The 14,329-nt window shown below is 48.8% G+C and carries 11 protein-coding genes and 1 pseudogene; 9 read left to right on the top strand and 3 right to left on the bottom strand.

What is annotated here, in order from left to right; translation table 11 throughout:
• Nucleotides 1-414, top strand: a pseudogene (gene mrcA, locus HMPREF3091_RS22815) (peptidoglycan glycosyltransferase/peptidoglycan DD-transpeptidase MrcA); the annotation flags it as partial.
• Nucleotides 415-492: 78 nt separating this feature from the next.
• Here the strand turns inward: mrcA and nudE are convergent.
• Nucleotides 493-1,059, bottom strand: a complete 567-nt coding sequence (gene nudE / locus HMPREF3091_RS03450) for an ADP compounds hydrolase NudE (RefSeq protein ID WP_004090988.1) — start codon at nt 1,057-1,059, stop codon at nt 493-495.
• A 454-nt stretch (nt 1,060-1,513) separates the two neighbouring features.
• Here nudE and HMPREF3091_RS03445 point away from each other — a divergent pair, with 454 nt between their 5' ends.
• The 5 genes from HMPREF3091_RS03445 (at nt 1,514) to pckA (ending at nt 7,739) form a co-directional block, all read left to right on the top strand.
• Nucleotides 1,514-3,628 carry an IgaA/UmoB family intracellular growth attenuator gene (locus HMPREF3091_RS03445; RefSeq protein ID WP_070714264.1) on the top strand — a complete coding sequence of 705 codons (2,115 nt, stop codon included), beginning with the start codon at nt 1,514-1,516 and terminating at the stop codon, nt 3,626-3,628.
• 95 nt (nt 3,629-3,723) lie between these two features.
• A complete protein-coding gene (gene yrfG / locus HMPREF3091_RS03440; protein ID WP_004090992.1) occupies nt 3,724-4,416 on the top strand; it encodes a GMP/IMP nucleotidase in 693 nt (230 codons plus the stop codon).
• A gap of 62 nt (nt 4,417-4,478) precedes the next feature.
• A complete protein-coding gene (gene hslR / locus HMPREF3091_RS03435) occupies nt 4,479-4,895 on the top strand; it encodes a ribosome-associated heat shock protein Hsp15 (protein WP_004090994.1) in 417 nt (138 codons plus the stop codon).
• An 85-nt stretch (nt 4,896-4,980) separates the two neighbouring features.
• A complete protein-coding gene (gene hslO / locus HMPREF3091_RS03430) occupies nt 4,981-5,862 on the top strand; it encodes an Hsp33 family molecular chaperone HslO (protein ID WP_070714262.1) in 882 nt (293 codons plus the stop codon).
• Nucleotides 5,863-6,119: 257 nt separating this feature from the next.
• A complete protein-coding gene (pckA, locus tag HMPREF3091_RS03425; protein ID WP_070714260.1) occupies nt 6,120-7,739 on the top strand; it encodes a phosphoenolpyruvate carboxykinase (ATP) in 1,620 nt (539 codons plus the stop codon).
• A 70-nt stretch (nt 7,740-7,809) separates the two neighbouring features.
• Here pckA and envZ read toward each other — a convergent pair whose 3' ends face one another.
• Nucleotides 7,810-9,198, bottom strand: a complete 1,389-nt coding sequence (envZ, locus tag HMPREF3091_RS03420; RefSeq protein WP_004091000.1) for a two-component system sensor histidine kinase EnvZ — start codon at nt 9,196-9,198, stop codon at nt 7,810-7,812.
• Nucleotides 9,195-9,914, bottom strand: a complete 720-nt coding sequence (gene ompR / locus HMPREF3091_RS03415; protein WP_004091002.1) for an osmolarity response regulator transcription factor OmpR — start codon at nt 9,912-9,914, stop codon at nt 9,195-9,197. Before ompR ends, envZ begins: the two co-directional genes overlap by 4 nt.
• A 412-nt stretch (nt 9,915-10,326) precedes the next feature.
• On the opposite strand from ompR, the gene greB reads away from it, so the two are divergent.
• The 3 genes from greB (at nt 10,327) to feoA (ending at nt 14,216) form a co-directional block, all read left to right on the top strand.
• Nucleotides 10,327-10,803, top strand: a complete 477-nt coding sequence (gene greB / locus HMPREF3091_RS03410; protein ID WP_008815514.1) for a transcription elongation factor GreB — start codon at nt 10,327-10,329, stop codon at nt 10,801-10,803.
• A 104-nt stretch (nt 10,804-10,907) separates the two neighbouring features.
• Entirely contained in the window at nt 10,908-13,244 is a 2,337-nt protein-coding gene (locus HMPREF3091_RS03405) for a Tex family protein (RefSeq protein WP_070714259.1), read from the top strand.
• Nucleotides 13,245-13,931: 687 nt separating this feature from the next.
• Nucleotides 13,932-14,216, top strand: coding sequence for a ferrous iron transporter A (feoA, locus tag HMPREF3091_RS03400; RefSeq protein WP_035502763.1), 285 nt, complete (start codon nt 13,932-13,934; stop codon nt 14,214-14,216).
• The last annotated feature ends 113 nt before the right edge of the window (nt 14,217-14,329 follow it).

Raw genomic sequence — 14,329 nt, 5'->3', positions numbered from 1 at the left:
AAAACGGGTACCACTAACAGCTCGAAAGATGCATGGTTCTCGGGTTATGGCCCTGACATCGTCACCAGTGTCTGGATCGGTTTCGATGACCATCGCCGTGATTTGGGTCGAACCACTGCGTCTGGCGCGATTAAAGATCAAATCTCCGGCGGAGAAGGCGGTGCCAAAAGCGCTCAGCCAGCATGGGATGACTTTATGAAAGCGGCGCTGGAAGGCGTTCCTGAGCAGAAAATGGCTCCACCTCCGGGTATTGTCAGCGTCACTATCGACAAGTACACAGGCAAGCTTTCTAGCGGAGGAGCTGGCAGCAAGTCTGAATACTTCATCGATGGTACTCAGCCAACGGAATACTCAGTGCATGAAGCGGGTACTACGGTGACAGACAGCGGCGGCGAGAGCCACGAGTTGTTCTAACTGGCATTCATCGCAGATCAGCACAAAAATGAGAAAGGGGCCAATCGGCCCCTTTCTTTTTTATGTTATATCAATCGACTAATCGACTTTAGATGTACGCGTAGCCAACAGTTCACGCACTAAAAATAGCGCGCTGACGTTACGAGCCTCGCGAAAATCAGGGTCTTCAAGCAGCTCCATCATGCGGGCTATCGGCCAGCGTACTACTGGCATCTGCTCCGGCTCATCACCTTCCAAACGTTCAGGAAACAGATTCTCCGCCAACACGATATTCATCCGGCTAGAGAAGTAGGAAGGCGCCATGGTTAACTTATGCATAAAGGTAAAATGCTCAGCGCCAAACCCAGCCTCTTCCATTAACTCTCGATTTGCCGCCTGAAAAACATCTTCGCCAGGATCGATCAATCCTTTAGGGAAACCGAGTTCATAGCTCTCAATGCCTACGGCATATTCTCGAATCAGCAACAGGTCATCATCCAAAATAGGAACAATCATCACGGCTTCACGCTCAGAAGGACGCATACGCTCATAGACTCGGCGTACGCCGTTGCTAAACTCTAAATCCACAGACTCCACATTAAACAAACGTGAGCGTGCGATAGTTTCCACGCTGAGAATTTTTGGCTTTTGTGGGAGTTTTTCCATGATGGCCCCGAATTAATGGTTTTTCCGCAATTAAGTATGATTCGGCAACGGCCAAAAGCACTGGCATAGGGCCAGACATGCGGTATATTTGAAATCCATATCTTACTTTATAGATACAGATCACAGTATTCATCTCATCTTGCATTGTGCGCAGATGACGTTGGATTCGCAACATTTGTTGAGGATATTTTGCAGCTTTGTTTCTACCCGCATTGACTCACAAAATTCCGCTCAATACTTCTCTATTACTTGCCACACCTGAGAAAAATCGGATAATGCCGATATAATCAGCAGGCGTTGACTGCTAACCTTTTTATACGAATATGCGGCACACCAGTGCAAAACTGTAAATAAAATCACTTCATAACATATATTTATATTCGCTTTATGATTCATCCGTATAATGCCCTTTTTGGGCAAGGTAGAAAGGTGATGATTACCAAACGGGGTCGGCATGAGTGCACCAGTTATCGCATCAATTCTACTGAGCCTCTGCCTGCTGATTGCCGGATGTGTTTATTGGTTTAAGATGAAAAAATCTGCGTTACTAACAACATCTTTCCCATTTATTAAAACAAAACTACGTAAACTGCAAAAAGACGAACTTCAAGCCATTGAGCAATACATCAATAAGCTTGAATCCTCTTCAAGTTCCTCTCAAGCATCCTTGCCCGTAGCCCAACATCGCCTGATGCCTCAGGGGGATCGCGTCTATCCGCTTACCCATGCGATAACACGTTACGAGCTGACCACTGACGATCCCAACAAGCGCCGTTACTACCTCGATAATATTGAGGTACACCTCCCCGTTTTCTGGGAACAGTACATCGCCGACGATAACCAGCTTGAAGTCATTAAAACCCATAGTATTCCATTGGTTATCTCCATCAACGGTCACTCTTTAGTTGATGCAACTCAGGAGGACTTCCTCCCGCCACCAGACAACACCAGCAGCGCATCCATCCGCCAAACCGAGAGTGAGAAAGTTGAGCTGCAAGGCGTGCGTAAAGAGACGCTGCAAGAATACCAACTCAGCCAACAAGGCGGCATCCGCGAATCCGTCGTTATCGTGATCGCACTGCTCATGCTCTATACCAGCCTCATCAGTCCCAACGCCGTCATGCCTTGGTTGTTAACCACCGCGACCGGACTGATTGCGTGGGGGATCTGGCGTTTATACAGTCGCCCTTCCGAACGCGATCTCAAAGAAGTTCACTGCATTCGAGGCATTCCTAAACGCTGGGGACTGTTCGGGGAGTCTAATCTTGGTCAAATAAACAACGTCTCTTTAGGGACGTTGGATCTTATCTATCCAGCGCATTGGCAGAACTATATTCAAAAAGATCTCGGGCAAAAAACCGATATCGAAATGTACCTTAACCGCCAAGTCGTCAGGCAAGGCCGCTTTCTGTCACTGCACGACGAAGTAAAAAATTTTCCGCTACAACGCTGGGGACGCAATATTGTCCTCATGAGCGGCGCATTACTGACATTAGCACTGCTGCTTTCTACCCAGCCACTCAGTATTCCGTTTAAGCTCAGTTCAGCTTGGCTACATGGCAATCAAACCGTAGATGTCAATAACGTGAAGTCTCTCGCGGCACTACCTCTGCATGTAGGCGATAGCTTAAATATTCAGGGCACTGGTATGTGCCATGTTCCAGCCTCTTATCAGGAAGGCACTCGCTATCCATTTATGCCTTTCGATTGCTCCGCCATATACTGGAGCAACGCGACGCCAATGGCGGCTCCGGCTTCAGATGTTATAGATAATGCAGCGGCATTACTGAGCACCGTTAATCGCCAGCTCAATGCAAATAACGAAGAGCAGAAGGTCAACCCAGGGCTTGCCAATGCCATTCAAAAATCAGGCATGATCTTGTTAGATGACTTTGCTGATATCGTTTTGCGCACTGAAGATCTGTGCGCGCAGGAATCAGAATGTACTCGGCTTAAAAATTCATTGGTCAATCTTGGCAACAGTCGCTCTTGGAACGCACTGCTGAAGAAGGCCAAAAATGGTGGACTAGACGGTGTCAATGTTCTTCTCCGTCCGGCCAGCGCTCAGCTGTTATCTAACATAGTGAATAGCGCCGTTTCATCGTTCTATTACCGAGAAACACATCAGGCGGCTCAGTCACTGACCGCTACGCCACCGGGTGGTTTCTTGATTATTAGCGACGAAGGAAAACAGCTGGTCAATCATCCACAACCTGCAATTTCACTCTATGATTACACTGCGATCGATCAGTGGCGTGAGCTTGAATCGTTGTCACAGCAGCTATTGTCAACGCCGTTCAAAGCTAGCGGTGTCATCACTGAAATCAGCACAGATGCCAACGGTACCCGACACATCATGCTGCACAGCGAGCCTGATGGACTCACGCTGTGGAGATATATCCTGACCTGCATACTGCTCCTTGCCGTGGCGCTTATCATCGTGGTCAATGCCATGATGTTTATGTTCAGGATACAAAAATCAATGAATCGTATCCCTGATATCCAGCGCTATTATGATCAATGTATTAACCACAGTATCATGCCGTTTGATACGCCCCCACGCCGCTAATTTCATCGGCTGGCATGACAAGCCATCAGAGTAAAAATATAATTGATTAGCCAGCATTTGCTGGCTTTTTCGTCTATCTCCCAAGGAGCCCTTTTATGTCCCTCATCCCAAACCAACAGCCTGATTTTAACTGGCAGGAAATTGAAACCGTCCTGCTGGATATGGATGGGACATTATTGGATCTCGAATTTGACAGCTACTTCTGGCTCAATCTCGTGCCACAAACGCTGAGCGAACGCCGCGGTATTGAACTCGACGAAGCGAAAAAGCTGATCCGTAATGAATACAACGCCGTTCAGCACACGCTGAACTGGTACTGTTTTGATTATTGGAGCGAACGTCTCGATCTGGACATATATCAGATGACTACCGAAGTGGGAGCCCGAGCGCGCTTACGCCAAGATACTCAGCCATTTTTAGAGGCGCTACGCGCGAGCGGAAGAAAAACTATTTTACTCACCAATGCCCATCCACATGGGCTCGCCGTGAAGCTAGAACACACCGGACTCGACCAGCATCTTGATTTATTATTTTCCACCCACACATTTGGTTATCCGAAGGAAGATCAGCGTTTGTGGCAGGCGGTACAAAAACGTACCGGTTTTAATCCTGCAACAACGCTTTTCGTCGATGATGCCGAACCCATTCTGGATGCTGCGCAAAGCTATGGTATTCGCTACTGCCTCGGCGTACGCAACCCGGACTCAAGCATGGCCGAAAAGCAATTCTCACGCCATCCGTCCATGAATGACTACCGCACATTACTGCCAGCCTTTCAGCTACGATAAACGCTATTCACCACGCTGAAAGCCCTGCGCCTTAGGTTATCGCCACAGAGGTAGGAGCCCGTATGAAAGGTAAGAACGAACAGGATGACAGTGCCATTCGTTTGGATAAATGGCTCTGGGCTGCGCGATTTTATAAAACCCGCGCCATCGCACGTGAAATGGTCGATGGTGGGAAGGTTCACTACAACGGACAGCGTGGTAAACCCAGTAAAATTGTGGAAATTGGCGCTGAAATCAAGCTACGCCAAGGAAATGACGATCGCACGATCATAGTGACTGCGCTCACCGCCCAAAGGCGCGGTGCTGCCGATGCCCAACAGCTCTATGAAGAAACTGCGGCCAGTATCGAAAATCGAGAAAAAGTCGCACTCGCACGCAAGATGAATGCGCTGACCATGCCGCACCCCGATCGTCGACCAGATAAGAAAGAACGACGTACGTTACTGAAGTTTAAAAACGATCAGACTTCAAACGAATAAATTAAACATGGCAAACAAGCCTCATTAATTGGAGCGGCGACAGCGGCTTCAAGTCAGTCAGGGTAAAGCCCTAAGAGAGAAAAACATGTCTAATCACGACCAATTACATCGCTATCTGTTTGAAAATATGGCCGTTCGCGGCGAACTGGTTACGGCCAGCCACACTTTCCAGCAGATGCTCGAAAACCACAGCTATCCGGCACCGGTGCAAACGCTGCTGGGTGAGCTATTGGTTGCCACCAGCCTGTTAACTGCCACGCTGAAATTTGATGGCGATATCACCGTTCAGATCCAAGGTGATGGCCCATTAAAGATGGCGGTGATTAACGGCAATAACCAGCAAGAAATGCGCGGCGTTGCACGTCTACAGGGTGATATCGCTGAAGGCAGCAGCATGCGCGAAATGCTAGGCAACGGTGTGATGGTGATTACTATTACCCCTAACGAAGGTGAACGCTATCAAGGCGTTGTTGGCCTAGAAGGTGAAACGCTGGCTGAATGCCTCGAGGCTTACTTTATGCAGTCTGAGCAGCTACCAACCCGACTGTTCATTCGCACCGGTGAGCATGATGGAGCCGCATGCGCGGCAGGTATGTTGCTGCAAATCATGCCAGCTCAACCCAATAACGTGGAAGATTTGTCGCATCTGGCGCAGTTGACCGCAACGGTAAAATCTGAAGAACTGTTCGGCTTACCGGCTAACGAAGTGCTATATCGTCTGTATCATCAGGAAGAAGTGACTCTGTATGAACCGCAGGATGTGACCTTCCGCTGCACCTGTTCACGTGAGCGTAGCGCTAGCGCCCTGCTGACGGTTCCGGTTGAAGAACTGAATCATATGCTGGAAGAAGATGGCAACATCGATATGCATTGTGAATACTGCGGTAATCATTATGTATTTGATAAAATTGATATTGAATCACTGTTTGCCGGTGGACAGAGTCATAATGAAGATTGCGTTCACTAAACGCTGATTTTCCCCCGAAAAAGGCGAAGCCCGCATATCCCCGATACCTTTGAAGATGACGGGAATGCGGGCTTTTTCATTGATCCTGCTCAGCATATATAGATTATCTGGTGGTAAATTCCGTGTTGTTCATCTCATAACTGAATGAAAGGCGGATGAAAATTGTTTTTTTTGATGATTCTCTCGGTTATACGAACTTCAATCTCTGACACTAGAAGCAGCTAAAAATCTAATCTTACAAGGAAAGGAGTAGTGTCATGCATAAGAAAGGCTTAACCCCGCAGGATTTGGCAGAATATGGAATCACTGACGCAGCTGAAATCATTTACAACCCAAGTTATGACCTGCTCTTCCAAGAAGAAACTGCCCCAGATCTAAAAGGCTATGAGCGCGGCACTGTGACCAATTTAGGCGCAGTCGCGGTAGATACCGGAATTTTTACCGGTCGTTCCCCTAAAGATAAGTACATTGTGCGCGATGACGTCACACGCGATACCGTGTGGTGGTCAGATCAGGGAAAAGGTAAAAACGACAACCACCCACTTTCCGTTGAAGTCTGGCAGCATCTGAAGTCATTGGTAACCAAAGAGCTTTCAGGTAAACGCCTGTTTATCGTTGACGCATTCTGTGGCGCCAACAGCGATACTCGTCTGAGTGTTCGCTTTATTACCGAAGTTGCTTGGCAGGCACACTTTGTTAAGAATATGTTTATCCGTCCAACTGACGAAGAACTTGCCAACTTTAAGCCCGATTTCATCGTGATGAACGGTGCTAAATGCACTAACCCACAGTGGAAAGAACAGGGCCTGAACTCTGAAAACTTCGTGGCCTTCAATTTGACCGAGCGTATCCAACTGATTGGTGGTACTTGGTACGGTGGGGAAATGAAGAAAGGTATGTTCTCGATCATGAACTACCTGCTACCGCTGAAAAACATCGCGTCTATGCACTGCTCTGCCAACGTTGGCGAAAAAGGCGACGTGGCTATTTTCTTCGGTCTTTCCGGCACGGGTAAAACAACGCTTTCAACCGATCCTAATCGCCAACTTATTGGTGATGACGAACATGGCTGGGATGATGACGGCGTATTCAACTTTGAAGGTGGCTGCTACGCAAAAACCATTAAGCTGTCAGAAGAGGCTGAGCCCGATATCTATCACGCGATAACTCGTGATGCGTTATTGGAAAACGTAGTGGTACTTGAAGATGGTTCGGTTGATTTCAATGACGGGTCTAAAACGGAAAACACCCGTGTCTCTTACCCGATCTACCACATCCATAACATTGTTAAGCCAGTGTCGAAAGCCGGTCATGCTAAGAAAGTGATTTTCTTGACCGCGGACGCCTTTGGCGTGTTACCACCGGTTTCTCGTTTAACCGCCGATCAAACCCAGTATCATTTCCTGTCTGGTTTTACCGCGAAGTTAGCAGGCACCGAGCGTGGCGTCACTGAGCCAACGCCAACCTTCTCTGCATGTTTCGGCGCAGCGTTCCTGTCGTTGCACCCAACTAAATATGCGGAAGTTCTGGTTAAACGCATGCAGGCCGCCGGTGCTCAGGCCTATCTGGTCAATACCGGCTGGAATGGAACGGGTAAACGTATTTCGATCAAAGACACCCGTGCGATTATTGATGCCATCCTGAGCGGTGAAATCGATAATGCGGAAACGTTTACACTGCCAATCTTTAATCTGGCAGTACCAACGGCGCTGCCAGGTGTGAACCCAGATATTCTGGATCCACGCGACACCTACGCCAGCAAAGAACAGTGGCAGGAAAAAGCCGAAGACCTGGCCCAACGCTTTGTCACCAACTTTGATAAATACACCGACACCCCTGCAGGTGCGGCGCTGGTGAAAGTGGGGCCGAAGGTTTGATTTAATTAGCTAAAAAGCCAAAGGAGCCGTAAGGCTCCTTTTTTACTTAAGAACCCAAGTAAGATCCTATTCAGTGATGAGGCTCTTTATCTTTCTTCTTATGGCTATTTTTGACGCTGTGAGAGGGCGCTGGAGTAGGCTCAGGAGTCAACAGCAAAGCACGAATACGAAGCCCGCCGCGTTCACTGGTACCAATATCCAAACTGCCGGAATGACCATCAATAATTCGCTGCAAAATTGCCAAGCCTAGGCCGGTACCGCTGGTGGTACGAGCGCTTTCACCACGCACAAACGGTTGGAATAAATGTGCCAGCTGCTCAGGTGCAATCCCAGGGCCGTCGTCTTCCACTTGGAACCACGCTTTTTTGCCCTCGGTGCCGCTGCTGACCTTAATCCAACCATTACCGTAACGCGTGGCGTTAACCACCATGTTCACCACAGCACGTTTGATCGACAGGGGATGAGCATCCACCAACAGCTCACCCTCGGCAAAATCAGTATCAATCACACGCTCATAGCCACTTTCAGCCGCGACAACTTCGGCTAAGATACCGTTTAGGTCGCAAACTTCAGTCTGCATCTCTTGTCCGGTGCGCAGATAATCAATGAACTGCTCAATGATGGCGTTGCACTCTTCGGTATCTTTATTGATCGATTCGGCCAGATAACCATCTTCGCTGCTCATCATCTCCGTAGCTAAACGGATACGCGTGAGCGGCGTACGTAAGTCATGACTCACACCGGCCATAAGCAGCGTTCGGTCATCAGCGAGCTGCTTAACCCCGGCTGCCATCTGGTTAAATGCGCGCGTTACTGAGCGAACCTCTGACGCCCCATATTCTCGTAGCGGGGGCGGTATATGCCCCTTCCCTACCTGAATGGCGGCGTGTTCCAGTTCAACTAAGGGTCGGTTCTGGATACGAATAAACAGCCACGCGCCACCGATCGCCAACAGCATAATGGCCAGCGTATATCTAAATAGCGGAGAAAAATCGCCCTGATGGATTTCTGTTAACGGGACTCGAACCCAGATATCAGGCGACAGCCACGTTTTCAGCCACACCACCGGGGTATTTTTACTGATCTCAACACGCACATCCGTTGGACCACCCAGCTGTTGAGCCATCTGCTGGCTGAGGAACTGATAGTGTTGCGCCCAGCGCAAACCACTCTCCTCCGCCGCAGAATTGGTGTAGAGCGAAATGCCCAACTCACGGTAAATCTCACGACGAAAAGCCGGAGGAACCTCCAGCTGTGTGCCATCTTCCAACTGCAGCTTGTCCGTCATCAACATACGGACTTCGTAGGCCAACACTTTATTGAACTGCTGTAGGCTTGGCAGAATCGCAAAATTCAGCACCACCAAATACGTTGTCACCAAACTGACAAACAGTAAGGTGACAATCAGCAATAACGTGCGGGCAAACGAGCTACGCGGAGAGAAGCGCAGTCTCCTCATGCTTTACTGCCGTCCGGGACAAAGACGTAGCCGAGACCCCAAACGGTCTGGATGTAACGAGGATGAGCCGGATCTTCTTCAACCATGCGGCGCAGGCGAGAAATCTGCACATCGATGGAACGTTCCATCGCACTGTATTCACGGCCACGAGCCAGATTCATCAGTTTATCGCGAGACAGTGGCTCACGCGGATGGCTAACTAAGGCTTTAAGCACCGCAAACTCACCGCTGGTTAACGGCATAGGTTCGTCTTCACGGAACATTTCGCGCGTGCCAAGATTCAGTTTGAACTTACCAAAGGAGATAACCGCATCTTCCTGTGAAGGCGCGCCCGGTAATTCGTTAGCCTGACGGCGCAACACGGCGCGGATACGGGCCAACAGTTCGCGTGGGTTAAACGGTTTAGGAATATAGTCATCAGCGCCGATTTCCAAACCAACGATGCGATCGACCTCTTCGCCTTTCGCCGTCACCATAATAATTGGCATCGGGTTACTTTGGCTGCGCAAACGGCGGCAGATGGAGAGACCATCTTCACCTGGCAGCATTAAATCCAGCACCATCAGGTGGAAAGATTCACGGGTTAGCAAGCGATCCATTTGCTCGGCGTTGGCGACACTGCGTACCTGAAAACCTTGTTCGGTCAGATAGCGCTCTAACAGCGCACGCAGGCGCATGTCATCATCAACAACTAATATTTTGTAGTTCTCTTGCATGGTGTTCTCCCAAAGGCGCCAAAGGCTGGATGCCCGACACGCTGAGCCGTTATAAAAATAAAGGGATCTTTTAAAGACACCTATTGTTCAGAAACTGTGGCAATTGAGACAGCAGATAATGGTTTATATTCTAGCCTAAATTGTTACAAAGGTTATTTATCTTATGCTTACGGACAGTTATTGCACTTTTTATAGCAGAAATGCGATCAAATCGGCATCGTAAGACGACACGTCTAGGCTCGAATTGTATTCTTGCGGATCCTGAGATAACGTTCCACCCCCGCACATGGGTAAAATCCTGCAAGTTACAGAGCAGAAGTCAGAATGATGATAGCTCGGAAGACGAAGGTGACAAGCGGGCATTAGTGAGTCCCCCGATTTTTATTTTATGTGTTTTACAGGGCAGCAAAGAATGAAAACGCAACTGATTACACGCGGCGGCTACGAAAAGCTCAAACAGGAGCTGGACTACCTCTGGCGAGAAGAGCGTCCGGAGGTCACGAAAAAAGTGACATGGGCAGCGAGTCTAGGCGACCGTAGCGAAAACGCGGACTATCAATATAACAAAAAGCGCCTGCGCGAAATTGACCGTCGAGTTCGCTATCTGACCAAATGCCTTGAGCAGTTGCGGATCGTAGACTATTCCCCCCAGCAAGATGGCAAAGTCTTCTTCGGCGCATGGGTTGAAGTAGAAAACGATGAGGGCACCATCAAACGCTTTCGTATCGTCGGCTATGATGAAATTTTCGGCCAAAAAGACTATATCTCTATCGATTCGCCGATGGCGCGAGCCTTACTCAAGAAAGAGGTTGGCGACGCCGTAACCGTCATGACTCCCGCCGGTGAAGCGGTGTGGTATGTGAATGAAATTGAGTATCCGAAGGCATAATTCGGCATTATCCGAGCGCTTCGCGGCCCCCTGAACTGGCATGTTTGTGCATCAAAAAGTATATACTTGCCCATGATTTTTAAACTTACGGACATACTGATTCTATGAATGATTCATTGAGCCGCATTATTGCTAGCGAACTGCAAGCACGGCCAGAGCAGGTTGACTCAGCAATTCGCCTCTTGGACGAAGGTAACACCGTCCCTTTTATCGCTCGCTACCGTAAAGAAGTCACTGGTGGTCTAGACGATACCCAGTTGCGTCAGTTAGAAACCCGCTTGGTTTACCTGCGCGAACTGGAAGAACGCCGAGCCACGATCCTGAAGTCTATCGACGACCAAGGTAAGCTCACCGAACAAGTTGCTGGTGCCATTAACGGCACAATGAGCAAAACTGAACTCGAAGATTTATACCTTCCGTATAAGCCTAAACGTCGCACTCGTGGACAGATTGCCATTGAAGCTGGTCTGGAACCTTTAGCCGATTCGCTTTGGCAAGACCCACAGCAAGATCCTGATACTCTGGCGGCAAGCTTCGTCGATGCCGACAAAGGCGTTGCCGATACCAAAGCCGCTCTTGATGGCGCTCGCTACATTTTGATGGAACGTTTCTCCGAAGACGCGGCGCTGTTGGCCAAAGTGCGTCACTATCTCTGGAAAAACGCCCATCTCGTTTCCAAAGTCGTGGAAGGCAAAGAGGAAGAAGGCGCGAAATTCCGTGACTACTTCAATCATCACGAACCTATTGCTAACGTTCCCTCTCATCGCGCGCTAGCCATGTTCCGTGGCCGCAACGAAGGCGTACTGCAACTTTCACTGAATGCCGATCCTCAGTTTGATGAAGCACCGCGCGAAAGCTACTGCGAACAAATCATCATCGACCATTTAGGTTTGCGTCTGAACAATGCACCGGCTGATGCATGGCGCAAAGCCGTAGTGAACTGGACATGGCGTATCAAGGTGCTATTGCATCTGGAAACCGAGCTGATGGGTACGCTGCGCGAACGCGCAGAAGACGAGGCTATCAACGTATTCGCCCGTAACATGCATGACCTGCTGATGGCAGCCCCTGCGGGGATGCGCGCAACGATGGGTCTCGATCCAGGGCTGCGTACCGGCGTTAAGGTTGCCGTGGTAGATGGTACTGGCAAACTGGTTGCCACAGATACCATTTATCCACATACCGGGCAGGCTGCTAAAGCCGCTGCGGTAGTTGCAGCGCTGTGTATCAAACACAACGTTGAGCTGGTTGCGATTGGCAACGGTACCGCATCTCGCGAAACTGAACGCTTCTATTTAGACGTACAACGTCAGTTCCCTGAAGTTAAGGGACAGAAAGTCATCGTCAGCGAAGCGGGCGCATCGGTTTACTCGGCGTCAGAATTAGCGGCTCAAGAGTTTCCCGACCTGGATGTATCCATCCGTGGAGCGGTATCTATCGCCCGTCGTCTGCAAGATCCCTTAGCTGAACTAGTCAAAATCGATCCAAAATCAATCGGTGTTGGTCAGTATCAGCATGATGTCAGCCAAACTCAGCTGGCTCGCAAATTGGATGCGGTTGTCGAAGACTGCGTAAACGCCGTCGGTGTAGATCTGAATACAGCCTCAGTGCCGTTGCTGGCGCGAGTCGCTGGTCTCACCCGTTTGATGGCGCAAAATATCGTTGGCTGGCGCGATGAAAATGGCCGCTTCAGCAACCGCGAACAACTGCTTAAAGTTAGCCGTTTAGGCCCTAAAGCGTTTGAACAATGTGCCGGCTTCCTGCGTATCAATCACGGCGATAACCCGCTTGATGCATCCACCGTTCACCCTGAAGCTTATCCTGTTGTGGAGCGTATTCTGGCAGCAACACGTCAGAGCCTACAGGAGCTAATGGGTAACCCAACCGAATTGCGTAACCTGAAAGCCAGCGAATTTACCGATGAGCGTTTTGGTGTACCAACCGTCACGGATATCATCAAAGAGCTGGAAAAACCGGGCCGAGATCCTCGCCCTGAGTTCAAAACGGCGACCTTTGCCGACGGCGTTGAAACCATGAACGATCTCCAGCCGGGGATGATTTTGGAAGGCTCCGTGACCAACGTGACCAATTTTGGTGCATTCGTTGATATCGGTGTTCACCAAGATGGTTTGGTTCACATCTCGTCCTTGGCCGATAAGTTTGTTGATGATCCACATAAAGTGGTTAAAGCAGGCGATATCGTGAAGGTTAAAGTCATGGAAGTGGATATGCAGCGCAAGCGTATCGCTTTAACCATGCGTTTGGATGAGCAGCCAGGAGAAGGGGGTTCACGTCGTGGTAGCGCAGAACGCACCACAGAGCGTCAGCGTCCTGCCAACAGCAATGCGCGACCTGCACGCAATGATAAGAAACAGGATAGCGGCAATAACAGCGCCATGGGCGATGCATTGGCCGCCGCTTTAGGAAAGCTGAAGCGCTAAGGGAATCCTCAAATCACCTTCCCTCTCCTCGATTTTCGATGAGGGAAGGTGAGATTCATCACATTTTACAAATCTAAATGAGTATTCATTGCAATTACATCAGTGAATGCCCATGTGTCACCCATCCAACTTGATAACAAATAGTTAAAAGTAGTTTCTTTAGCGCGCTATTTTTAACATTATTAATGTTTAGAAACTCAGTTTTATTAACCTATTAATTCCCTAACTTTGCTGATAAACAGCCACCTTTCATTCAAATTTATTTCCTCCTCCCTACAAACCTCATTAGTTTTATCAAATATATTGAATATATAACCGCTGTGTCTTTTAATTTCATAGAGATAAGCCGTGAAAGACATACAAATTATTAACTCTTGTAACCAATGATTCTCATTTGCGATAGCTGAAAAATAGTGCTAAAACGGCACAATAAGGATTGAATTACAGCTAATCCGCCGAGGACGTTGACGACAGATTTCACAGCCCTTGGCGACTTTTTTCCTGTGATTTTAATAATGATTCTCAATATTATTATATTACGCATTCTCCAATGCCATCTTGCATCACTCTTCTAGAATGCGCGGCGCTATCGCCAAGGATAAAAATAATCCGGTTCTCCCGTCTGATATAAAACCTCAGACCCGAGTATTTCCCCGTAGCAAATTACCGAATGTAAGAAGGTTTTTTATGCATCAGCTTATTCCGGGCCACCAATATAAAATCATTGGCTTTTCGCCTTTAATTAGCCCTGCCTACCGTCAGAAATTACTTTCTCTGGGTTTTTTGCCAGGCTCTCCATTCAGCGTGGTTCGCATTGCGCCACTTGGCGACCCGATTGAAGTGAAATCGCGCCGTGTAAGCCTCGTACTGCGTAAAAAAGATCTTGAATTATTGACGATTGAATCGATGCCGCTGGACGATAAAACCAAAACTACCGTTATGACGCCACAGATTACGGCTAACGGCGCATAGCTCCGCGGATCGCTTTGCTGCTGGCCGATTGTCAGCAGCGATCATTTATGGGATGGCGATAAGACCTGTGGTCAACTCGTCTGCTGCACACTCTCCTTATAAAATGTTGGATT

The organism is Hafnia sp. HMSC23F03 (assembly GCF_001816025.1).
Classification (GTDB): domain Bacteria; phylum Pseudomonadota; class Gammaproteobacteria; order Enterobacterales; family Enterobacteriaceae; genus Hafnia; species Hafnia paralvei.
The sequence above is the reverse complement of the archived record's forward strand: the minus strand, read 5'-3'. Positions and strand labels throughout refer to the sequence as shown.